We start from the raw sequence: 22,775 nt of genomic DNA on the forward strand, positions 1-22,775 counted from the left end.
TGCGGACTCATTATCACACTGTAATGTGATACGTCCAGCCCGAATATCACATCAAATGTGATAGGATGTGATTGGACGCGGTAAACTGGCCGGATTGGCGGGGCCAAATTGACGCATTGCTCTCTAAAGTAGCTTGTCCAAACACCCTTTTCCAATTAGGTACCAAGTGGCGGGCAACATAAATTTAGATTATTGGACTCCAATTTATGGGCCAACAGATCACCGGTTTATTGAATCCGCTGTTTGCATTGATATTCAGCATTTCGTTTTTTGGGTTCTGGCTTGTTCAGAAAGATAAAACCCATGTTCTGGGCGTATCTGCCGCATATCTCGCATTTGCCTGCGGCATTTTCATATCCAACATCGCCATAACCACACAAAGTGCGTGGCATGTGCTGGGCACGCATGTGTTTTATTCCATGGCCTGCTTTGCTCTGGTCTGGTCCGTGTGCAAAAGAGCCGGTCAGGAAGTCGACAAACTATTTTCCATAGCCGTTCTTGCTGGCGTTGCCCCGATCTTGATCTGGATCCATTCGATAAGCGGCCTTGCAAACATGCGCATCATATTGGCCAATGCCGCCTATGCCGTGATCCTGTTCATGGGTGCTGCCAGGCTTTGGCACAGCAGGCATCATCACCCGCTGGAATATTTGCTGTTCATCGTGTTTGGGTTGATGGCTTTGCAGTTTCTGGTCCGGCCCTTCACCGTTCTGGCGTTTGAAGGCGAATTGCTGAATTCGGATTATCGAAACTCCATCTACTATTTGAGTTTGAACGTCATTCTGGCGCTGGCTGCGCTGCTGCTCGCGATCTCGATGATCGCGGTATTCGGCATGGACTACGTGCGCGAAAACTCGAGGACACCAAACAAGGCTGGTACCAAAAAGACCGAGGTTTCAGATGAAGAAAAAATCGCAAGACTTAAAAGCATCATGGAAACCAACATTCACCGCGAACATGATCTGGACGTAAGCACGCTCGCGGACAAATCCGGAATACATGAATATCAGCTCAGGTCGTTGATAAACCAGTCCATGGGCTATCGGAACTTTCGCGAGTTTTTGAATTCCTATCGCTTGAAGGAAGTGCAATCCGCATTGTCCGACCCGATGTTTGATGCTGCGCCCATCACAACCATTGCGTTTGATTCCGGGTTCAATTCAATTCCGTCGTTCAACCGGGTCTTCAAAGCGGAATTTGGAGTGGCGCCCACGGAATATCGGGATCGTCAGATCGCCACGCGCCAGACTGCCTGAACCGGCTAAAACACTTCTCATTTTCCCAAAAACGGGAAATTCAAACTTTTGAGAAGACGTTAAGCCACAATCGCGTGCATCAGAATAACGGTAATAATGTCCGAACTCTTCTGAAGGTAACCACCGTGAATGACCAGAAGGACGTGATCGTTCAATTGCAGCGTGATCTGGAAGAATGTCTGGAAATTGCAGACAGGCTAAGACTACGAATGCCGGCGATCAAGATCAGTGAAGCGCTGGAACAGATTAATGCGATGGCATCGGGCCTGGACCAGACCGACAAGATCGATAGCTAAACGTTTTGTGCCTGTTCGAAACATCATTGTCATGATGGTCACAAAAAGGCCCTGAGCTCTCCGACAAACTGATCAAACTGATCATGGTGCAGCCAATGCCCGGCATTGGCGAAACTCTTCACCGCAACATTGTCTCCGAAATACTGCATCCGACCATCCTTTTCAGGATTGCTGGCCCAGCTGTCGTCTCCGTAGTGTAGCTGAGTGGGGCAAGTAATATTTCCCCAGAGTTCATGGATGGCGGACTGTTGCAGATCGATGCTGTCCCAGTGCTGGACATAGGGGTCAAATTTCCAGCTGTAACTGCCGTCTTCGTTGCGGATCACCGCATGGGTTGTAAGATGACGGGCCTGTTCATCAGACAAATGACCGTTGGCATCCTGCATCCGTTTCAGTGCGGTCTCGAACGTCTCGTAGCGTTTGACCTGGCGGCCGGCAGCGTTCCGTTTTTCTTCGATACTGTTGCGGACGCGCTGAAGCGGACCCGTTTTATCACGCTCGGCGAGCATTTCAGGTGAGGGCCCCAGACCTTCAATTGCGACCAGTTTGCGGACTGTTTCCGGGTATAATCCCGTATAGCGCAGAGCGATATTGCCGCCCATGCTGTGCGCCACAATGGTCACCGGAGACAGGTCTAGCTGGTGGATCAGTTGCGCCAGATCTGTCACCATGGCCATGGTTGTGTAATTTCCGTCTGTGCTCCACTGGCTGTCGCCATGACCCCGGACATCGGGCGCAATGATGTGCCAGTCGCCGCGTAGTTCCTGTGCGACCCAGTCCCAGTTGCGGCAATGATCCTTGCCACCATGAAGCAGAATCAACGGTGGTTTGCCGGCATTTCCCCAGTCCGCATAATGCAGCCGGAGCCGCTGAGAAAAATAGCTGTGTGAAGCCGGGCCGACCAAATCCATTGTTGCCTGATATCCTTTGAGCTTAGTGAAGCGGCACGCCTGCAACCGTGATCCGGTTGAGATAGCGTCGATGCCCCTGATAATCATTTAGCGCATAATGCCAAGTAGAACGATTGTCCCACATTGCCAGCGCACCTTTACTCCATTTATAGCGAAAATGAAATTTGGGCTGCATGATATGGGCGTAAAGTTCTGCCAGCAGAGCGTTGCTCTCTTCTGGTTCCATGCCTTCAATCGCCAGCGTGAAGCCGGGATTGACGTACAAGCCTTTCACGCCGGTGTCGGGATGTGCAAGCACAACCGGATGAACAGCTTCCTGCACCGCCGATTCCGTATTGCCGAACCGCCCGCCGAATTTTTTCTGATAGTCGCTGTCCCTGCCAAAGATATGGGCGTTGCCGTGTCGGGCATTCAAGCCTTCGAGACGCGCCTTCATCTCATCATCCAGAGCCGCATAGGCGGCCTGCATGCCAGCGAATAAAGTATCTCCGCCGGCGGGTGGGATCTCCAGGGCATAGAGCACGCTGCCCATGGCTGGAACGTGGTCATAGCTGTGGTCGGTATGCCATCCACCGCCAATGTTCATCTCCTGATCCGCTTCCTTGAGCACCTTGGCAATCTGCGGATAGCCTTCCACGGGGGTAAAGAATCGATTGATATCAATATCGCCCCAGCGTTCGGCAAACTCGATATGTTGCTCCGGAGACAAATCCTGATCTCGGAAGAACAGGGCTCCATGATCGTGGAATGCCAACCGGATTTCCGCAAATTGATCGTCGCCGATCTGGCTGAGATTGACATCCGTCACCTCTGCACCCACTGCATCGCTTGCTTTTGAAATTTCCATATGCCCTCTGCCTTTTTGTCTGTCCGATTCTTATTATCCCGTAGGTCTATATCCCATTTTTGTGATAATGGGATCGCAGAAAAATTTCAGGAGAGTCAGGATGAGTGATAAAACGATCAACAGGCGCCAGATGCTTGCTGCCACAGCTGCAACCGGGGTTGCTTTAACAGCATGCCAGTCTTCCGCTGCAGCTGGCGAAGGAGCCAGTTTGAAAGGCAAATCCGTTTTGATTAGCGGATGTTCTTCGGGCTTTGGTTATCTTGGCGCGCTCCATTATGCCGAACTGGGTGCGAAAGTCTTTGCAACAATGCGCAATCTGTCCCGGCCAGAAGCCGGTGCGTTAAAGACTGAGGCCGGAGATACGGATGTCACGGTGCTCGAACTGGACGTCTTGTCCGACGAATCCGTAGCGAAAGCGGTTGCCGAGGCCGAACGTCTGAATGGCGGGGCGCTCGATGTTGTAATCAACAATGCCGGGATTGGCACAGGCGCGCCGGTTGAGCTGCAGGATATCGCCATGATGCAGCACCTGTTTGAAACCAATGTCATTGGGTATCAGCGCGTCGCGCGCGCGGCATTGCCGAAAATGCGTGCCGCAAAATCCGGCCTGATCATGAATGTGTCATCGCAGCTCGGCCGGGTGATGGTGCCGGGCATGGGACTTTACTCTTCCACCAAATTTGCGGTGGAATCAATGTGTGAGCAAATGGCCTATGAACTGGTCCCGCATGGCGTTGACGTGACCATAGTCCAGCCGGGCGGATTTCCGACAAAGATCTGGGATAATGGAAATAAACTCAGCGCAAAAATGCTGGATCGGGCGGATGACGAGCGCAAGGAAGCCTATCCCGAGCTGGTTGCTGCAGCCTTGCGCAGCGGCGGCGGATCTACCGATCCCAAAGATGTTCCGCGCGCCATTGCCGGCGTGATTGCGATGGCTCCCGGGAAACGTCCGCTAAGACTTCCGGTTCATCCCAGCCGTATACCGCAGACTGCGATCAATGACGTGAGTGCCCAGACCCAGGTGGCGATGCTCGGAAACTCGCCATTTGGTCCCTGGGTTAAGGATGTGAACGGGCGAAGCTAGGCGGTTTGCACAGATGGTTCATCGCGGACCAGCAAAACCGGGGCCAGATAAATGGCCAATATTGCAATGTTGATCACAACATTAAATCCATTGCCCGTGCCCATTGATGCACTGCTGTCGATGACGAACCATGTCAGGAACGCGTATATGGTTCCGCGCTTGATCAGCGCATTGCCTTGTTCAATCCCGGGAGCAGAGATGAACAGGTAAAAGGCGCTCAGGCCGCCGAACACGCCGCCGGCAATCGCAAGTGCCAGCTTGGCTTCCTGTGTCGCAATGCCTGCAATGCCTGCATCGCCGGAGGAAGCATATGAAATGAAAAGGTCATTGGCTCCACCCGGATCATAGACGCTGCCCCATGCAAACAGAGCGGCCGTCACAATTGATATCCAGCCGATGATCCGCATCAGTCCTGCCGTTTTTTGGGGTGACATTATGTTTCTCCTCTAATCGTTGGAGCCGTTAGATCATCATTGGATAGCGAAAACAATTACCTCACAAGTAAGTGCATGACCGGTGCTTGGATGGCATGTATTGAGACAGCTGTTGCAGGAGGTGAAGATGCAGAACGAATTTGGAGCAATCCTCAAAGACTGGCGAAAGGTGCGCCGGTTCAGCCAGCTTGATCTCTCGCTCGAAGCCGAAATGTCGGCACGCCACCTCAGTTTTCTGGAATCGGGACGGTCCAATCCCAGCCGGGAGATGGTCATGCGGCTTTCCGAGGCTTTGCAGCTTCCCCGTCCGGCCGCCAATCAGGCACTGCATGCGGCCGGCTTTGCCCCGGTTTACCCGAGCCTGCCAGAGGATGCGCCGGAATTGGCGCCGGTCAACCAGGCCATTGATTCGATGCTGGAAAGGCATGATCCCTATCCGGGTATCGCGGTTGACCGGCACTGGAATGTCGTAAAATCCAATCAGGGCGCCCAGCTTCTTCTGGCTCTCGCCAGTACCAATGGTCAGGCGAACATGATGGATGTGCTGATCAACAGCGCCGGAACGGGTATTCTCGAAAATTGGGAGGAAGTGGCGTTATTGTCGCTGGCGCGCTTGCGTACCGAGATACTGGAATTGGGGGGGGACGAGAAACTTTCTGCTCTGACGCAGCGTCTTTCCGCGATGGAACGCGTCAAAAATGCCGACATGTCGAAAATCAACCTGAATCAGGCAGTCATACCCACTATTTTGCGTGTGGGTGAAACACGCTTGTCCGTCTTTTCCACCATTGCACAATTCGGAACGGTACAGGATACCCGAGCCGGAGAAACCCGTATCGAACTAATGTTCCCGATGGATGAGGACACCATTCAGTTTTTTGAAAGATAGCTGCTGGCAGGAAGCGTGCCCATCATCTAAGCATTTAACGAGGAGGGATAGATGGCTTTATCAAAATTCTGCATGGCACTGCCGATTCTGGTTGCCACTGCATGTGTTTCAGCTCCATCTGCCGAAACTGCCGGCGAGACAGACACGCTTTCAACCATCAGCAAACTCGCGGAGACAAAGCAAGTTCCGGGCTTTGACTGGCAGAAAAACTTCCCTTCATGGTTTCAGAAACAGGAACCTTTCCGGATTATCGGCGGTGAAGGCAGCGCTGTTTATTATGTCGGAAACAAGGGACTTGGCGCGTTATTCATCCCGACCAGCGAGGGACATATTGTTATCGACGGTGCGATGCCGGGTCAGGGACAGTGGATCGCAGATTCGATAACCAGGCTTGGCTTTGACCCCAAGGAAGTTAAAATCTTGCTGAACAGCCATGCCCATATCGACCATAGCGGCGGCCTTGCGGAATTGAAGGAAATCACCGGGGCGAGGCTTTTTGCGAGTGCGGGTGACAAGTCGGCGCTGGAAGGGGGTTTCTATCTGGGATCAGAAGATGTTGAATATCTGAATGCACCGCCGGTTACAGTCGACCGGGTGATTGCGGATGGCGAGACCGTGACGCTGGGCGCAGCCAAGCTTACAGCACATATCACACCGGGGCACACACGCGGATGCACATCCTGGATGATGGATGTCGATCAAGGCGGCGAGAGTTACGAAACCCTGTTCTTTTGCTCGGCGTCGGTTGCTGCCAACCGATTGGTGGGGCCGCCTCAATATGAAGGCATTGTGGCCGATTACCGCCAGACATTTGCCACCACCAGAGACTGGAAACCGGATGTTTTCCTGTCCAATCACGCCGAGTTTTTCGGCATGGCGGAAAAGCGTGACAAGCAGATTGCCGGTGATCCGCTGGCCTTTGTCGATCGCGAGGGCTTTCCGGCGATGATGGGCCGGCTGGAAGCGGCTTTCGAAAAAGCATTGCAGAAACAGAAAGAGGCCAGGAAATGACAGATGCAAAACAGGTCATCGAGACTTTTTGGGAGATTCAGGACGGGCATGATTATACGAAGCTGATTCCGCTCTTTGCTGACGATGCGGTGTTCGAAGATCCAGCCATCGGACGGGTTGAAGGCAAGGAAGCGATCACCAAATTGCTCCGCCATCTCACGCAGGAACTGGCCGACAAAAAAATGCACTTTGAGGTGCTGGAAATAGCCGGTGATGGCGGCGTGGCCTGGTCCCGCTGGCTGTGGAAACGCCCGGATGGCGATGTCGAGGGGGTAGGCCTTTACAAGGTTCGCGACGGCCAGTTGATATCCTATCGGGATTTTTATGCGGTGCCCGCCGCGTAGATCGGGCTCTTATTCCGTCGGCTGGATGTCTTCCGGATAGGGATTGCGCGAGATTAGTCCCCAGCTGCTATTATTGGAAAGGCTCTGACGGGCATCAATTTCGATCAACAATTCCTTGGTCTTGATATCATCCGCGCCAATGGCAGAGGCCAGAGTATCAATGTCCCGCCATTTATATCTTTTCCCGTTCAGCAACAGCTTCAACCGCATCCGCCTTTTTTCATCGAGGGAATTTTCACGGCGGGTTCGCAATTTATGCGCCAGCCAAGTCGTTAACAGAGATGAGCCAGCACCCACAGCTGCGCCAATAAGTGCAGCGACTTCTGCGCTAACCGTCACCATTTTGGACGAACTCCTCTGGTTTCCCTTTGCACCGTTTTAAAAATCGACCGCTATGCCTTTTGCCACCCAGTCACCGTAGCGTGTCGGCCCGTGTTTGTCCTTTTCGCCTTCACCTGAATCCAGTGGGTCGGGTTCAGGTACAGGCGGGCTTTTCGACAGATGGGCAGGCGGTTTGACATGGGCAGGACGCTGGCCTGGTTCCCGGTCTGGCTTGCTGTGATTTTCGGTCATGTTTTCAAACTTTCCTAAAATTGAAAATACCCGCCTCGCTCCCTATATTGAAGGAAATAACCTCATAATCAAGCGAGTGTATCCAATGAACTTCATGAAAACCGCAATGCTGCTGGCCGCGCTGACGGCGCTGTTCATGGTGATGGGCTATTCTCTGGGTGGCAGTGGAGGCGCAATTATTGCCCTGATTGTAGCTGCGGGCATGAACCTGTTCACATATTGGAATGCCGACAAGATTGTTCTCAAAATGCACAAGGCAGTGGAGGTTGACGCGGGTAGCCATCCGGAATTCTATGCGATGGTTGAGCGACTGGCGCAGCGCGCGCAGTTGCCGATGCCAAAAGTCTATATTGTCGATCAGCCACAACCCAATGCATTTGCGACCGGACGCGATCCGGAACATTCGGCAGTGGCTGCGACGACCGGATTACTCGATATGTTGAGCTTTGATGAAATCGAAGGCGTGATGGCACATGAACTGGGCCATGTGAAGAACCGTGATACGCTGATCATGACCATGGTTGCGACTATCGCTGGCGCGGTTTCCATGCTCGCCAATTTCGGGATGTTCTTTCGAAGCAATCGCGGAATTGCCGGTATCATGGCGGTATTAATTGCACCATTTGCGGCGATGATTGTGCAAATGGCAATCAGCCGGACGCGTGAGTTTGGTGCCGATCGGTCCGCTGCGGAAATCAGCGGCAAACCATTGGCATTAGCCTCGGCGCTGGCCAAAATTTCAGGCGAAGCCCAGCGCATCCAGAACCCTGTCGCCGAGCGAAATCCAGCTGCGGCACAGTTATACATCGTTCCCGCGGGCGTGCGTCAGATGTTTTCAACCCATCCGCCAACCGAAGACCGGATTGCCGCGCTTCAGGACATGGCAGGCAGCGGCGGAGCAGATGGATGGTCCAGTCGTTCGGATGAAATTGGAGACATGAGCCGGTTGAAAAACCGTCGCAGCGCGCTTGACCCCACCCGGTCACGTTAACCCGATAAACCGCTTCGCTTGCATGCTCATAGCGGCTAAGGCCGCAACCGATGGAAAAAGCAAATCACAAAATTCCGGGTCTGGCCACACGCCAGGCAGCCCTGCGACTACTTGATGCCGTTTGTCGGCGCGGGGAAACTCTGGATCAGGCGATGGCGTCTGCGACCGGTCGGCTCAACAACCCGTCCGACAAATCGCTGGCGCATAATATTGCCGCCAATGTCCTGCGCTGGATGACCGCTCTGGATGCGATGATTGACAGCGCGACGCGCAACCGGCTGGCTGATGATGCAAAGGCGCGGATGGCCCTGCGCATTGCACTGGTGCAGGTGTTGATACTCGAAACACCGCAACATGCTGCGATCTCAACTGCATTGCCGCTGGTTCATGGTGGGCCGCGGCGGCTGGTACATGGTGTCTTTTCCACCGTGATGCGCGGTATTGAATCCGGCAAGCTTGCCTTGCCCGAATATCCCGAGATTCCGGGAGAAACACTCGACCGCTGGACCCATAACTGGGGAGAAGAGGTTGCCGGTGCTGCAAGCCGGGCCTGGGCGGGTCAGGCGCCGACAGATTTGAGTTTCAAATCAATCGAAACCGCACCGGCTCTCGAAGGGGAATCGCTGATCTCCAATCACCTCCGTATGCGACCAGACGGCCCGGTCACGCAGCTTGAAGGTTTTGAAGAAGGGGCATTCTGGGTGCAGGATCTCGCGGCTTCTATCCCTGCCCGCCTGCTGGGGAACGGTGAAGGCAAAACCATTTTTGATCTTTGTGCAGCACCTGGCGGGAAATCCATGCAGCTTGCGGCGAGCGGCTGGAACCTGGTGTCTGTCGACAGTTCCGAGAAACGCATGGTGCGCTATCATGAAAACATGTCCCGCACCGGCCTTGAAGGTAAGGTTGTCATAGCGGACGCGCTGAACTGGGAGCCGGAAGGCACGGCGGATGCGGTACTCCTCGACGCACCGTGCAGCGCCACGGGGATATTCCGCCGCCACCCGGATGTGCTCCACTGCATCGGCGCGCGGCAGATCGCCGAGCGCCAAGATCTGCAATCCAGGCTGCTCGATAAAGCCGCGTCCTGGGTCAAGCCGGGCGGCATTTTGCTTTATGCAGTGTGCTCGCTCGAACCGGAGGAGGGGGAAGACCAGATAGACGGGTTCCTCGAGCGGCACGTTGATTTTACGCTGGATGCCGTGACCACTGAAGAGCTGCCAACAGGTATCGCTCCAACCGAAAATGGCTGTGTCCGAACATTGCCAAACATGCTGGCCGAAAAGGGGTATCTTGACGGGTTTTTTATCGCCCGGATGCGCCGGAAAAGCTGATTTTGCTGAAAAATCAATGCTGTCCCCACTTTGTCCACAGGCCATTGGGATACGAACCGAATCGCGGCTTGCAGGGCTGATCTAAAAATCCTAAACGCGGGCGCACAAAGGAACTGCCATGACCAGCCCGATCCGCATTGCTCCATCCATTTTATCTGCTGACTTTGCACGTCTTGGAGAAGAAGTCCGAGCGATTGACGAGTCCGGTTGCGACTGGATCCATATCGACGTGATGGATGGGCATTTTGTGCCCAATATAACGATTGGTCCTGGCGTCGTAAAAGCATTGCGCCCTCACAGTGAAAAGCCGTTTGACGTACATCTGATGATCGCACCGGTTGATCAGTTTCTGGAAGATTTTGCTGCCGCCGGTGCAGACTTGATTTCTTTCCATCCCGAAGCCGGAGCTCACCCGCACCGGACCGTACAAACAATTCATGCGCTGGAGAAAAAGGCCGGGCTGGTGCTCAATCCCGCCACCTCTCTCGATTGTCTGGATTATCTGATTGAAGACCTCGATCTAATATTGGTGATGAGTGTCAATCCCGGTTTTGGCGGCCAGAGTTTCATCGACAGCCAGTTGCGGAAAATCGAAGCGATCCGCAATCGCATTGATGCCACTGGCAAGGATATCCGTCTGGAAGTGGATGGCGGCATTGATCAGAAAACCGCACCTCTCGCGATTGCCGCCGGTGCTGATACGCTGGTTGCCGGAACCGCAACCTTCCGCGGCGGGGCAGAGCATTACGCTACCAATATCAGCGGCTTGAGGGGTGAATGAACCAGGACTGGCGCGATCAGGATCCGGAACATGAAAAGGACAATCGTCCCGAACGGGATCGTTATGCCGGTGAAGCAACAGAGGCGCCAGAAGGCCGCAGTCTGACGTTGCGCCACAGCGGCGACCGGGGCCAGTCGCTCGCCGAGCAAGCCGCCTTGCTATATTATCGCATGACCTGGCGCATGCCACTGCACAAGTTGCGCCTGTCTGGAAAATTGCCGCTCAGACTGCTGGCGGTTCCGGTAGATCCTGTCGATGGCAATCGGGTACAGGGCATGGCTGTGCGCGCCGGGCATTTTTTGTTTCGGGGCTTGAAGAAAAATCTCGATGGCATCAATTTCGCCGAGCTGAAACTGCCGCCGGCATTTGAAGATTACGTTCATCGTTTTCAGTGGCTGCGCGATCTTGATACGGCGGCTTCACGAGATCAGGCAGTACCGGTTGCCGAAAAACTGATGGAAGAATGGCTCGAGGCCAATGGATCGAAAATCCGTCAGCCTGCATGGCGTCCGGATAACTGCGGCTGGCGCCTGCTGATCTGGGCGAGCCATGCGCCGCTGATCCTGTCTTCAGATGATCTGGTCTATCGCTCCAAGGTTTTGAACAACATCGCACGGACCGCGCGACATCTCGACCGGACAGCCGACAAGGCTACATCCAGTCTGGGCAGACTGGTGGCGTGGAGCGGAGTTGTCGCTTCGTCACTGCTCATTCCCGATGGCCGGGTGCGACAGATTGTCGGCGAAGCCGGTCTTGAGAAGGCCATGGGTGAGTTTTTCTATGCTGATGGGGGATCTGTCTCCCGTTCCCCGCTCAACCAGATGGATGCCGTCATCCTGCTTTCGATGCTCGGTCAGGTCTATCAGGCACGAGGCGAAGAGATTCCGGAGTTTGTTGCAGATGCGCTGGCATTGGCAGTCCCGCCGTTGACCGGGCTGGCGCATTATGACGGCAGCATGGGCAACTGGCAGGGCAGCGGTGCGATTTCTGCAGATATTGTGGATCAGGTCGTTGATGCCAGCGGTATTCGCGCGCGGCCACTGCGGCAGGCGCGGGACTGGGGATATCAGAGGGTATCCTCCGGCCGATCGGTTCTGATCCTCGATGCTGCCCCACCCCCGATTGCGCGGATGTCGGTTGCAGGCTGCGCCTCGACACTGGCGTTTGAATTCTCCAATGGCGACAACAGGATCATTTGCAATTGCGGCGGTGCGGGTCTGGTCGGCGCCACCATCCCGGCATCGCTGGCAAGAGGATTGCGAACCACGGCGGCCCACAGCACATTGTGTATCGACAACAGCAACAGCACATCGATCCTGCCCGATGGCAAGTTGGGGCGCGGGGTCAGTGAAGTCGAACTGTTCCGGCGCGATGTCGAAAATGCAACCCGGCTCGAGGCCAATCATGATGGCTATGGGCGGCGGTTTGGACTGATCCACAAGCGGTTGTTGCTTTTGCGTTCCGACGGTCTGGAATTGCGCGGGGAGGACATGCTTATCCCCGACGGCAAGAAGCGCCGCCGCAAAAAGGATGATATCGAATTTGCACTGCGGTTCCATCTTGGTCCGGATATCGAGAGTGATCTCATATCGGACGGCAAGGGTGTCTTGTTGCGGTTGAAAGACGGAAATTTGTGGCAGTTCCGTTCGACTGGCGGGACCATCGCTCTGGAAGACAGTATCTGGGTCGATGGCATGGGGATTCCCCATGAGGTGATGCAAATGGTGATTACGGGATCAGTGAGCAGTGGCGGCGGCGCCACGGGCTGGCTGCTCAAGCATATGGGGTAAAATGGATAATATGACGGATAATATTGCAATCAAGCGGGCCCTGCTGTCCGTATCGGATAAAAGCGGACTGCCTGAGCTGGGCAGGGAACTGGCGGCCATGGGGGTCGCGTTGATTTCCACTGGCGGGACGGCCAAGGCATTGCGCGACGCGGGTCTGGAAGTCGCGGATATATCCGATGTAACGCAATTCCCGGAAATGATGGATGGCCGGGTCAAGACCTTGCACCCGAAAGTCCATGGCGGGTTGCTCGCCAGGCGCGACGATGCGGGACATGTCGCATCGATGGACGAACATGACATTGCCGGTATCGATCTTGTGATCGTCAATCTCTATCCGTTCGCGCAGACAGTTGCCAAAGGTGCGGAGCGTGACGAGATAATCGAGAATATCGATATTGGCGGCCCCAGCATGGTACGCAGCGCTGCCAAGAATCATGATTTTGTCACCATCGTCACCGATCCTTCCGACTATGGTACATTGCTCTCAGAACTGAAGCAGGGCGACGGCGCGACCAGTCTGGCGTTTCGCAAACAGATGGCGGCCAAGGCATTTGCCGCAACCGCCAGCTATGACAGCATGATTGCACAGTGGTTTGGTTTTGCCGATCAGGGCCTGATGTTCCCGGAAACCCTGCCACTGACGATGAGCCAGCCGACGGAATTGCGTTACGGTGAAAACCCGCACCAGAAGGCGGCGCTTTATCTGCCCAATGGGCCCTCCGCTTCAGGCATTGCACAAGCGGAGCAGCTGCAAGGCAAGGCGTTGAGCTATAATAATTATAATGACGCAGATGCTGCGCTCGAGCTGGTCAGTGAATTTCGTGATGGACCGCCAACAGTCGTGATTGTCAAGCACGCCAACCCTTGCGGTGTAGCCAGTGCAGACAATGTTCTGGATGCTTACAAACAGGCTCTGGCCTGTGACAGCGTGTCTGCCTTTGGCGGAATTATCGCAGTGAATCGCCCGCTGGACGGCGCAGCGGCCGAAGCGATGACCGGCATATTCACGGAAGTCGTCTGCGCACCGTCGGCCGATGATGAAGCCCGTGCGATCTTCGCCAAAAAGAAAAATTTGCGTTTGCTGCTGACCGGAGACCTGCCTGATCCAGCGCGCGGCGGGATGGCGTTCAAGTCCATTGCGGGCGGCTATCTTCTGCAATCGCGAGACAATGGTCAGATTTCTCGGGATGATCTGAAATGTGTCACCAAACGTCAGCCGTCCGAGCAGGAACTGGCAGATTGTCTGTTTGCCTGGACTGTTGCCAAGCATGTGAAATCCAACGCGATTGTTTATGCCAAAGGCGGGGCAACCGCAGGTGTCGGCGCAGGTCAGATGAACCGGCTGGAATCAGCACGGATTGCCGCATGGAAAGCCAAGGATGCGGCAGAAAAGGCGGGCTGGGATACCCCGCTTACGATCGGATCGGCTGTTGCGTCGGATGCGTTTTTCCCGTTTGCCGATGGCTTGATGGCCGCAGTCGAGGCCGGTGCAACCGCAGTCATTCAGCCGGGCGGTTCGATCCGGGATGACGAAGTTGTGGCGGCAGCTGATGAAGCCGGTCTTGCAATGCTGTTCACCGGCATGCGGCATTTCCGGCACTAGGGATTGGGGCAACCGGAGCGGTTGAGCTATTCTACCGGATCAGGATAAGTTGTGTCCCAATTCTGGAGCCAGCCGGGTTCCGCCTGCATGACTACACCCTCGTCAATGGCATAAATGGCGGGATAAGTACCCTCGCCATTTAACTCCCCGCTTTGGATTTTGATCAGTGCATCGTGCAAGGTCTGGACATCGTCGTGGGATCTAGCGGGAATTTTACCGCTGTCCGATGAATGAGCACCGCGCAAAACCGTTTCGGGTTGCCGGGCTGTTCTTTTCAGGATTTTTTTGGCCGTCTGGAGATAGTCGCCCATGCTGGCCGTGGGATAATAGGCGCTCATGTTATTGGCCGAATAATAGTCACCGGTGAACATGGTCTTGCTGGCTTCGTCATGCAGCGAAATCGAATTGTCGGTATGACCTGGTGTGTAAATCAGGGTCAGTTTGCGATTGCCCAGGTCAATCTCGTCACCGGGCTTGATCCAGTCTGAAATCTCCCAAGTCGGCAGTTCAAGTCCCTCTGCCGCGCCCAGATGCTGACCCCAGCTAAAGGTAAAGCTATCACCGTTCGCCTGTTCCCGAAGATGTGGCAGATCAACCAGGGCAATGCGATCAAAGCTTGCCTGTCCAGTGTGGTCATAATGCAGATGGGAAGGCAGAAAAGTCATCGGCAGATCGGTCAGATATTTGACGACTGGCCGAATATCATAATGCCCGACGCCGGCATCAAACAACAGCGCGCGTTCAGTGCCCAAAATCAGATAGTTCACATTGCGCGCCCAGGAATAAGGCTCCGCAACTGCAAAGGTCTTCTCATCCAGCTGCACCACGACAAAATAACCGCTTTCGCCAAATGGCTCGCCACCATCCGGCAGGTTTGCTTCGGTCAGGGGCTGCACTGTCTCACCTGTGGTGAATAATGGAAACAGTATCCGGTGTCTTTGCCAGATGCCAACCGCAACCAGAACAGCCAGTGCGACAATCGCGTAAAGTAATTTTCGCAAGATATTTCCCCAAAACCTGGTCCGGTACCGGACGTTCCATGTTTGGCGAATTGCCGTTATAATGTCAAAAAAGTGAACAACTTGAAGTGCGTGCCGTTTTTTCTGCGTCAAATTGCGGCAATATCCAAAGAGTGAGCAAATATAGATTTCCGGATTATCATGCATCCACAGCACTGATATCTGTCCGGCAGGTTTCCATGTAGGCAGGCGAATTTCCGATTGTCACCCTTTTGCAGGATAAGATATGAATCCCACATCGCGAGCTCAAATGATCAATCGCTCCAACTTCGGTAAATTCTACATTGGGGGCAAATGGGTCACGCCATCCACAGACCGTCTTTTGGATGTGATATCTCCGATCACCGAAGAAACGATATGTCAGGTCGCGGATGCAGCTATTGAAGATATCGACTGTGCTGTCGATGCAGCGCATCAGGCATTCGAGAACGGACCGTGGCCGCGCATGACACCGCTGGAGCGCGCCGGAATTCTGGAACGCTTTGCGACAATATTGCGTAGACATTCCGATGACTTTGCAACCTCGTGGATCGAAACAACGGGTGTGATACCTTCAATGGCCGCTCAGTCGCTGGAATATTCTGTGTCGACAATAGATCGATCGATCGAGCAAGCCAGCTCCTTTCCCTTCATCGAGCAGCATCCGCCTGAAAATGGCGGCAATATGCTGGTGCACGAGCCTGTCGGCGTGGTCGCGGCCATTGCGCCCTGGAATGCACCGCTGGCATCGATGATGACGAAAATTGGCCCCGCATTGGTGGCAGGTTGCACCGTGATCATGAAACCGGCACCACAAACTCCGGTTGAGGCTTACCTGATGGCAGAATGCGCGGATGAAGCGGGCTTTCCCGAAGGTGTGATAAACCTGCTTGTAGCCGACCGGGATGCGTCTGATCATCTGGTTCGCCATCAGCATGTCGACAAGGTTAGCTTCACGGGAAGCGTGGCGACAGGAAAACGGATAGCCGCCGTCTGTGCGGATCGCATTGCGCGGGTCACGCTGGAACTCGGGGGCAAATCAGCGGCTATTGTGCTGGACGATTATGATTTGAAAACAGCTGCGGAAAATCTCGCTGGAGCCATAACCGTGCTCAATGGCCAAAACTGCGCGGCGCTTACCCGAATCATCATATCCCGGGATCGTCACGATGAGTTTGTGGCGCATCTTGTGACAGCCGTCGAAGCCATTACAGTTGGCAATCCTTATGATCCCGAGACCCGGCTTGGTCCGATAACCATGAAGTCCCAGATTGAAAAGATCGAGGGATATATCGCAACGGGCGTTGCGGAAGGCGCGACACTGGCGACCGGCGGGAAACGACCCGCGCACCTGAAACAGGGATATTATTTTGAACCGACGGTTTTTGCCAATGTCGATAACAAGATGGCGATCGCCCAGGAGGAAATTTTTGGCCCGGTGTTATGCGTCATCCCGTGTGATGGGGAAGAAGATGCCATACGGATTGCCAATGATTCGCCCTTTGGTCTGGCGGGAGCGGTTTATACAAATGACAACGCCAAAGCATATGAGGTCGCGCGGCAAGTGCGCACCGGTACGTTCGGTCAGAACGGAATGAAGGCCAGCTTTGCCATTTCATTTGGTGGCTTCAAACAATCCGGTCTGGGACGGGAAGGGGGATTGAAAGGCCTGCTGCCCTATCTTGAACCCAAGACTGTGATGCTGGACGGAGCGCTGGACGAGTGAATCCCGGAGATATGGATTCAAGCTCTCTGTATAATTGTCTAAACCCCAGATAATCGCCTAGACACTCGCCATCCGAGCTCCTGCCAGCAACAGAGCACCACCGGCGATGCGATTGATCAGTCGGACAATCCATTCTTTTACCCGTCCACTCGTCAACCGGTCGCCGGCATAGGCGTATATGCTGTACGAGATCAGATCGAGCACAACTGTCGTTCCGCCCATGATCAGAATTTGGGGGATAATCGGTTTTGAGACATCGAGAAACTGGGGCAGAATTGCCGCGAAATATAACAGCGCCTTTGGGTTCGCAAATTCGACGACAAAGCCTTTGCCAAATAGCGACAGACCGGACTGCAGTTTGCCAGATGCGAATTGGATACCGCCGGATTTGCTGAAAATTGCCGATAGACCGAGATAAACCAGATAAGCGACACCAACCCATTTAATCACGCCAAAGATAAAGGACGATGCGATCAGCAGCGATGCGATGCCGGTGGCCGACAATATAAAATATACGGCATTGGCCGCTGCCACGCCAAATACGCCAAAGGTAGCGCGCTTGTGGCCATTGCCTGCTCCCTGGGCTGCGATAGCGATGGCCGCGGGGCCTGGAACAAAAATCACGACTGCGGTGGTAAACATAAAGACCAAGTAGATTCCCAGTTCCATCGACAATCCTTTCAACTGAATATTGTTTGACAAAAAATATACTATGCCTAACATGATTCATCATAAAGGATATTTTGACTTATGAACAAGGATACGAATAGCATTCACCAAAAACGGTCATCTGAGCTGGTCCTCGACGATACGGACCGAAAATTGTTAACCGCACTGACCGCGGATTCGTCTCAATCCTATTCCGATCTCGGCGCAAAAGTGCATCTGTCGGCGCCAGCGGTCCATGAACGGGTCAAGAAAATGAAGGCCGCGGGTGTCATCAGGAAAAGCACAATCAGTGTCGACGGCACCAAAATCGGACGCCCGTTTCTGGCTTTCATTCATGTGAACTACACCGGCGCCAGAGCCAGAGAGAATTTTGCCGGACTGCATGCAGATGCCGATGTTGAAGAAGTGCACAGTGTCGCCGGAGATTCCTGCCTTTTGGTAAAGGCCCGATGCCAAGACGCCCATGGTCTCGACGAGCTTTTGGTCCGGATGCGCGGGTTTGGCGATGTCACCAATACGCGCAGCCACGTCGTTCTGACCACCTTGTTGGAACGTGGGCCCCAGGCTGCACTGGATTAGGACAGGATAGATGTGGCGAATTTATTGCATGCATCTAGCCAGCAAAGTTCGGATCGGTTGAGTTGCGATCGCACCAATGTCGGCAATGGGTGCGGAAGCGGGCACCAAAACAGAATTGCAAATTGATCGAAATTTGAAATGCAGGTAGCCTGATAAAAATTGGGACGTTGCCTTGAAGAACCGCGCCGCAAATTTTTGTCTAAGGCATCGCCTTGTTCTCATTCCAATCATCTTCATGATTGGATGTAGCAATCCCCATAGTGATTTAATGGACGTCATAGAAGGTCAGGTAGTTCTTCCATCCAAAGGTGAGTTTAAACTCGAAGATTATGCGAAATTTTATGCTTACAACAGTAATGGGGATGTCGAAATTCTCTACACACTTCCAAGCCTTTCCGAAGCCGACTATCAGCATTTTAAGGACGGAATCGAAGACTATTGCGCAGATCGCAAAGATCGATACCCCAATTGTTTGCTCGACTACAAAAAAATCTTCTCTCAAAAGGCTGGCAATCGTTATTGGCTTGAAGATAACGCTAACTTGCCAATCGCTGACGACGGCGGTTGTTCGGTAATTCAATTTTCATTTCTGAAAGAAGACGCGAAAATAACGCAGCCAAAATGCAACGGAGGTTGATTTCACTAGCTTCGTATCAACCGTCCGCCTTGGTTATTCCGGCGTCGCAGCCTGAGCATTTTGGCCGTCGCCTTCGGGTGCGGCTATGATGTCGCGGGTGACGCTGCCTTTGTCGACTGTATAGGTTCCCGGATCACCTACAGATGACCGGATACCCGCATCGGAATCGCCAGCCTGACCGACAATCGCGGCTTCGGTTACGCTGCGTGTCTGCGCTCCGCCAAACATCGCCTGCAATGTTTGTTGCTGGATACCGCCGGTTTGGGGACGAGGTTGGCCCGGCTGAGGCGGGGTTAGCGAAAAATCGGGCGGAATAACCAAAGGAGGCTGCCGCGATACCGCAAATTCATCGGGGCGGTCACGGTCAAACAGGCCAGATGAGCCGCATGCCGACAGTCCGGCCAGCGATACCAGGCTGAGGCCAATCATTGATTTACGCATATTCCATTCCCTCAAAAACTTGCGGAGCTTGTTGCACCGCTCTTTGTCATAATTCAACTTTCACCAAGCTGAATGTCATTTGTCTAGTCACTAGCCTCTGTCGACTTGTCGCGCAATAACAGTGCGCGCGCAAGCAGGATCACGACGCCGATACTGATACAGGCATCTGCCACGTTGAAAATCAGAAACGGGCGAAAACCCCCGATATGCAAATCCAGGAAATCAACGACATAGCCATGCATAGCGCGGTCAACAATATTGCCCAGCGCGCCGCCCAAGACCAGTGAAAGTGCCAAGATATCCCATTTCGCGGTTTCCCGGAACATCCAGATCAATACGGCACAGGCAATCAGCCCGGTCAGGGCCACCAGTGCCCAGCGCTGAAAATCGCTGGAGGCGGTGAGCATGCCCATGGATACGCCGTAGTTTTCCGCCCATGTCAGATTGAAAAAGGGCAGCAGCACAATTTGACCCTTGGCCCTCAGATCAAGCGGAAACATGATCATATATTTGCTGAATTGATCGGTAATGAAGATCAGCGCTGCAATAACCAGACCGATGATACGGTATTTTTTCACGGCGTTGGTCATGCGCTCAATACCTCGTCACAACGATCGCATAATGCGCCGTCCTCTTCCACGTCGGGCAGCAGGCGCCAGCAGCGACCGCATTTGTGGTGGCCTGTTTTGGTTACCTTGATCTCGTTGCCATCGGTGACACCGGCGACAATGCAAAGCTCGGCAAACTCATCTGCATCGACTGGCAAATCGGCCAACGGATAAGTGACTTCCGCCTCGAGACTGGAACGGATGGTCTTTTCCCGGCGCAATGGTTCGATCGCTTCGGTGACGCTGATCCGGGCAGTGCGAATGTCCGCCCACTTGGCCGCCAGTGCTTCGTCCGACCATCCGCCATCGACTTCGGGCCAAACCTTCAAGTGAATAGAATCATTCGCGTCCGGGAAGCGGCTTTGCCAGATTTCCTCTGCAGTGAAGACCAGTACCGGTGCGATATAGCGGGTCAGCGCGTGGAAAAGGATGTCCATCACCGTACGGTAGGCCATGCGCTTGGGATCATCGGGCGCGTCGCAATAGAGACAGTCCTTGCGGATATCGAAGAAGAAGGCGCTGAGATCGTCCTGCGCGAAAGCCGTCAGTGTCCGGATATAGGGACCGAAGGCAAAGTCGTTCACATGCTGCTTCAGCTCGGCGTCGACTTCGGCCAGGCGGTGGAGAATATAGCGCTCCAGCTCGGGCATGTCGGCCACAGCCACCCGCTCGCTATCCTGAAAATCACCAAGCCCGCCGAGCATATAGCGGAAGGTATTGCGCAATTTGCGATAGCTGTCGGTGACGCCTTTGAGGATCTCGTCGCCGATCCGGTGATCTTCGGTAAAGTCGACACTCGCGGCCCACAGGCGCAGGATGTCTGCACCATTGACGTTGATAATCTTTTGCGGGTCGAGCGTGTTGCCGAGCGACTTCGACATTTTCTTGCCGTTTTTGTCCAGCGTCATGCCGTGGGTCAGCACGGCCTTGTAGGGCGCCCGGCCTCTGGTACCGCAGCTTTCGAGAAGACTGCTCTGGAACCAGCCGCGATGCTGGTCGCTGCCTTCGAGATAGAGATCGGCGGGAGTCTGATGATCCGGCCATTTGCCGCTTTCGAGCACGAAGCTGTGCGTGCAACCACTGTCGAACCAGACGTCGAGAATGTCGGTGATCACTTCATAGTCGTCGAGCTTGTGGTCATTGCCGAGAAATTGCTGATGATCGGCGTCGAACCAGGCATCGGCCCCGCCGGTCTTGAAAGCCGCAATGATGCGTTCGTTGACCGCCGGGTCATTGAGATATTCGCCCGTCTTGCGATCGACATACAGCGCTATCGGTACGCCCCATGCACGCTGGCGGCTGAGCACCCAGTCGGGACGTCCCTCGACCATGGATTCCAGACGGCGCCGGCCGCGTTCCGGAACAAAGCGCACTTTGTTCCGGATTTCGTCGAGCGCGATTTCGCGAAGGGTTGCGTTGATGCCAACCGCACTTCCGATTTCCAACTCCGTTCGCCCTGAGCTTGTCGAAGGGTCTTGGTCGTTCGCCAGCTGTGCTTCGAAAGGCTCAGCACGAACGGTTTGTGGGGCCGACAAAGGAGAGTCCATCGGCACAAACCATTGCGGGGTGCAGCGATAGATGATCTTGGCTTTCGAGCGCCAGCTATGCGGATAGCTGTGCTGGAAATCATCGCTGGCGGACAGCAATGCACCGGCTGCGCGCAAATCTTCGCAAATCGGTCCGGCGCTGCTGACAAATTTCTTGTTGATCACCCCGCCTGCACGCTCATCGCCGCGCGGCAGCCAGTCCCAGTCATCGCGATAGACGCCATCGGCATCGACTGCGAATACCGGGTTGATGCCATTGGCCTTGCAGAGATCAAAATCATCCTCGCCATGATCGGGCGCCATATGGACAAGTCCAGTCCCCGCTTCGGTGGTGACGAAGTGCGAACCGTCAAGAAACGGACGCGGCTTGGTATAGAACTCGCTGTCCGGGAACTTGTCCACCATCGGGTGTTTGGCTATTGTACCGACAAGTTCTGATCCCTTGAAAGTTTCAATTGGCGAGAGTTCAAGGTCATCAGAAATCTGAACTTTCAATCGAGCAAGCACTTGATCAACCAGCTCTTTTGCGATCAACAATTTCGCGCAATCGAGCGGATGAGAGCCGCTTGCGCAGTGAAGATCAACTAATTCGTATTCAATATCAGCGCCAAAGGCGATCGCTTGGTTCACAGGTATTGTCCAAGGCGTGGTTGTCCAAATAACTGCGAAAACACCCCCAACAAGGGCTTGGATTGGACTATCCACAATCTCAAACGCCACATCAATCTGTGTGGACGTAATATCCTCATACTCGACTTCGGCCTCGGCCAGTGCTGTCTTTTCCACCGGCGACCACATCACTGGTTTTGCACCGCGATAGAGCTGCCCTGCTTCGGCGAATTTCAACAGCTCCGCGACAATGGCTGCCTCGGCGTCATAATCCATCGTCAGATAGGGCTTGTCCCACTGCGCCAAAATGCCGAGGCGTTTAAACTCCTCGCGCTGCACATTGACCCAATTGTCCGCATATTCGCGGCACTCGGCGCGGAATTCGCTCGCCGGGACCTCGTCCTTGTTACGCTTTTTCTTCCGGTATTGTTCCTCGATCTTCCATTCGATCGGCAGCCCGTGACAATCCCAGCCGGGTACGAACGGTGCATCCTTGCCCAGCATATTCTGCGAGCGGACGACCAGATCCTTCAGCGTCTTGTTGAGGCTGTGACCGATATGGATATTGCCATTGGCATAAGGCGGGCCGTCGTGGAAAATGAACTTTTCCTGCCCGTCGCGGGCGGCGCGCAGTTTCTCGTACAGCCCAATATTCTGCCAGCGCTCCAAAATGCCCGGTTCCTTGTTTGCAAGGCCGGCTTTCATCGGGAAATCGGTTTTCGGCAGGAAAACCGTATCTTTATAGTCTGGAGCTTCATCGGTCATAATCGAAGCGGATTAGGCGAGGGAGCGCGCGGGCGCAAGCGCGATTTCGCCC

General features: G+C 54.3%; 24 protein-coding genes. 14 read left to right on the forward strand and 10 right to left on the reverse strand.

Annotated elements, in window-relative coordinates:
• The first annotated feature begins 206 nt into the window (after positions 1-206).
• Positions 207-1,256 (forward strand): AraC family transcriptional regulator, encoded by a 1,050-nt coding sequence (locus ABJI30_RS06445; RefSeq protein WP_348016360.1) that lies wholly within the window; start codon positions 207-209, stop codon positions 1,254-1,256.
• Positions 1,257-1,381: 125 nt separating this feature from the next.
• Positions 1,382-1,552: a hypothetical protein gene (locus ABJI30_RS06450; protein WP_348025303.1), complete on the forward strand. Its 171-nt coding sequence runs from the start codon at positions 1,382-1,384 to the stop codon at positions 1,550-1,552.
• Positions 1,553-1,590: 38 nt separating this feature from the next.
• Here the strand turns inward: ABJI30_RS06450 and ABJI30_RS06455 are convergent, their stop codons facing one another.
• Together ABJI30_RS06455 and ABJI30_RS06460 are read right to left on the reverse strand one after the other, a co-directional pair.
• The gene (locus ABJI30_RS06455) at positions 1,591-2,463 is read right to left on the reverse strand and encodes an alpha/beta hydrolase (protein ID WP_348016362.1); all 873 of its coding nucleotides are present in this window, start codon (positions 2,461-2,463) and stop codon (positions 1,591-1,593) included.
• A gap of 22 nt (positions 2,464-2,485) precedes the next feature.
• Positions 2,486-3,310: a TauD/TfdA family dioxygenase gene (locus ABJI30_RS06460; RefSeq protein ID WP_348016363.1), complete on the reverse strand. Its 825-nt coding sequence runs from the start codon at positions 3,308-3,310 to the stop codon at positions 2,486-2,488.
• Between the two features lie 100 nt (positions 3,311-3,410).
• On the opposite strand from ABJI30_RS06460, the gene ABJI30_RS06465 reads away from it, so the two are divergent.
• Positions 3,411-4,397, forward strand: a complete 987-nt coding sequence (locus ABJI30_RS06465) for an SDR family oxidoreductase (RefSeq protein WP_348016364.1) — start codon at positions 3,411-3,413, stop codon at positions 4,395-4,397.
• On the opposite strand, the gene ABJI30_RS06470 is transcribed toward ABJI30_RS06465, so the two are convergent.
• Entirely contained in the window at positions 4,394-4,831 is a 438-nt protein-coding gene (locus ABJI30_RS06470; protein WP_348016365.1) for a hypothetical protein, read from the reverse strand. The two genes, ABJI30_RS06465 and ABJI30_RS06470, sit on opposite strands and share 4 nt — an antisense overlap.
• A 127-nt stretch (positions 4,832-4,958) precedes the next feature.
• Here ABJI30_RS06470 and ABJI30_RS06475 point away from each other — a divergent pair, with 127 nt between their 5' ends.
• The 3 genes from ABJI30_RS06475 to ABJI30_RS06485 are packed head-to-tail and all read left to right on the forward strand — an operon-like array spanning position 4,959 to position 7,075.
• On the forward strand, positions 4,959-5,720 hold the full coding sequence (locus tag ABJI30_RS06475) for a helix-turn-helix domain-containing protein (protein ID WP_348016366.1): 762 nt from the start codon (positions 4,959-4,961) through the stop codon (positions 5,718-5,720).
• Positions 5,721-5,771: 51 nt separating this feature from the next.
• Positions 5,772-6,731, forward strand: coding sequence for a subclass B3 metallo-beta-lactamase (gene bla, locus ABJI30_RS06480; protein WP_348016367.1), 960 nt, complete (start codon positions 5,772-5,774; stop codon positions 6,729-6,731).
• Positions 6,728-7,075 (forward strand): nuclear transport factor 2 family protein, encoded by a 348-nt coding sequence (locus ABJI30_RS06485; protein WP_348016368.1) that lies wholly within the window; start codon positions 6,728-6,730, stop codon positions 7,073-7,075. Before bla ends, ABJI30_RS06485 begins: the two co-directional genes overlap by 4 nt.
• A gap of 9 nt (positions 7,076-7,084) precedes the next feature.
• On the opposite strand, the gene ABJI30_RS06490 is transcribed toward ABJI30_RS06485, so the two are convergent.
• The gene (locus ABJI30_RS06490; RefSeq protein WP_348016369.1) at positions 7,085-7,417 is read right to left on the reverse strand and encodes a hypothetical protein; all 333 of its coding nucleotides are present in this window, start codon (positions 7,415-7,417) and stop codon (positions 7,085-7,087) included.
• A gap of 36 nt (positions 7,418-7,453) precedes the next feature.
• A complete protein-coding gene (locus ABJI30_RS06495; RefSeq protein WP_348016370.1) occupies positions 7,454-7,648 on the reverse strand; it encodes a DUF1674 domain-containing protein in 195 nt (64 codons plus the stop codon).
• Between the two features lie 85 nt (positions 7,649-7,733).
• Here ABJI30_RS06495 and htpX point away from each other — a divergent pair, with 85 nt between their 5' ends.
• From htpX to purH, 5 genes are all read left to right on the forward strand, one after another.
• Positions 7,734-8,639 carry a zinc metalloprotease HtpX gene (gene htpX / locus ABJI30_RS06500; RefSeq protein WP_348016371.1) on the forward strand — a complete coding sequence of 302 codons (906 nt, stop codon included), beginning with the start codon at positions 7,734-7,736 and terminating at the stop codon, positions 8,637-8,639.
• A gap of 50 nt (positions 8,640-8,689) precedes the next feature.
• The gene (locus tag ABJI30_RS06505; RefSeq protein WP_348016372.1) at positions 8,690-9,970 is read left to right on the forward strand and encodes an RsmB/NOP family class I SAM-dependent RNA methyltransferase; all 1,281 of its coding nucleotides are present in this window, start codon (positions 8,690-8,692) and stop codon (positions 9,968-9,970) included.
• 118 nt (positions 9,971-10,088) lie between these two features.
• Complete coding sequence (gene rpe, locus ABJI30_RS06510) at positions 10,089-10,751, forward strand: ribulose-phosphate 3-epimerase (protein WP_348016373.1); 663 nt, start codon at positions 10,089-10,091, stop codon at positions 10,749-10,751.
• The gene (locus ABJI30_RS06515; RefSeq protein ID WP_348016374.1) at positions 10,748-12,541 is read left to right on the forward strand and encodes a heparinase II/III family protein; all 1,794 of its coding nucleotides are present in this window, start codon (positions 10,748-10,750) and stop codon (positions 12,539-12,541) included. The genes rpe and ABJI30_RS06515 overlap by 4 nt, the downstream gene beginning before the upstream one ends.
• A 10-nt stretch (positions 12,542-12,551) precedes the next feature.
• Complete coding sequence (gene purH / locus ABJI30_RS06520; protein ID WP_348016375.1) at positions 12,552-14,144, forward strand: bifunctional phosphoribosylaminoimidazolecarboxamide formyltransferase/IMP cyclohydrolase; 1,593 nt, start codon at positions 12,552-12,554, stop codon at positions 14,142-14,144.
• A gap of 26 nt (positions 14,145-14,170) precedes the next feature.
• Here the strand turns inward: purH and ABJI30_RS06525 are convergent, their stop codons facing one another.
• A complete protein-coding gene (locus ABJI30_RS06525) occupies positions 14,171-15,145 on the reverse strand; it encodes an MBL fold metallo-hydrolase (protein ID WP_348016376.1) in 975 nt (324 codons plus the stop codon).
• 244 nt (positions 15,146-15,389) lie between these two features.
• Here ABJI30_RS06525 and ABJI30_RS06530 point away from each other — a divergent pair, with 244 nt between their 5' ends.
• Entirely contained in the window at positions 15,390-16,868 is a 1,479-nt protein-coding gene (locus tag ABJI30_RS06530; protein ID WP_348025410.1) for an aldehyde dehydrogenase, read from the forward strand.
• Positions 16,869-16,925: 57 nt separating this feature from the next.
• Here the strand turns inward: ABJI30_RS06530 and ABJI30_RS06535 are convergent, their stop codons facing one another.
• Positions 16,926-17,510, reverse strand: a complete 585-nt coding sequence (locus ABJI30_RS06535; protein WP_348016378.1) for a LysE family translocator — start codon at positions 17,508-17,510, stop codon at positions 16,926-16,928.
• Positions 17,511-17,618: 108 nt separating this feature from the next.
• On the opposite strand from ABJI30_RS06535, the gene ABJI30_RS06540 reads away from it, so the two are divergent.
• The gene (locus ABJI30_RS06540; protein ID WP_348016379.1) at positions 17,619-18,116 is read left to right on the forward strand and encodes an Lrp/AsnC family transcriptional regulator; all 498 of its coding nucleotides are present in this window, start codon (positions 17,619-17,621) and stop codon (positions 18,114-18,116) included.
• A gap of 172 nt (positions 18,117-18,288) precedes the next feature.
• Positions 18,289-18,753: a hypothetical protein gene (locus ABJI30_RS06545; RefSeq protein ID WP_348016380.1), complete on the forward strand. Its 465-nt coding sequence runs from the start codon at positions 18,289-18,291 to the stop codon at positions 18,751-18,753.
• A gap of 33 nt (positions 18,754-18,786) precedes the next feature.
• Here ABJI30_RS06545 and ABJI30_RS06550 read toward each other — a convergent pair whose 3' ends face one another.
• The 3 genes from ABJI30_RS06550 to ileS all read right to left on the reverse strand — a co-directional run bounded on the left by ABJI30_RS06550 (position 18,787) and on the right by ileS (position 22,723).
• Positions 18,787-19,194, reverse strand: coding sequence for a DUF3035 domain-containing protein (locus tag ABJI30_RS06550; RefSeq protein ID WP_348016381.1), 408 nt, complete (start codon positions 19,192-19,194; stop codon positions 18,787-18,789).
• 83 nt (positions 19,195-19,277) lie between these two features.
• Positions 19,278-19,784: a signal peptidase II gene (lspA, locus tag ABJI30_RS06555; protein WP_348016382.1), complete on the reverse strand. Its 507-nt coding sequence runs from the start codon at positions 19,782-19,784 to the stop codon at positions 19,278-19,280.
• The gene (gene ileS, locus ABJI30_RS06560; protein WP_348016383.1) at positions 19,781-22,723 is read right to left on the reverse strand and encodes an isoleucine--tRNA ligase; all 2,943 of its coding nucleotides are present in this window, start codon (positions 22,721-22,723) and stop codon (positions 19,781-19,783) included. The genes lspA and ileS overlap by 4 nt, the downstream gene beginning before the upstream one ends.
• Positions 22,724-22,775 lie beyond the last annotated feature (52 nt).

This window comes from Parasphingorhabdus sp. (genome assembly GCF_039968395.1).
Classification (GTDB): domain Bacteria; phylum Pseudomonadota; class Alphaproteobacteria; order Sphingomonadales; family Sphingomonadaceae; genus Parasphingorhabdus.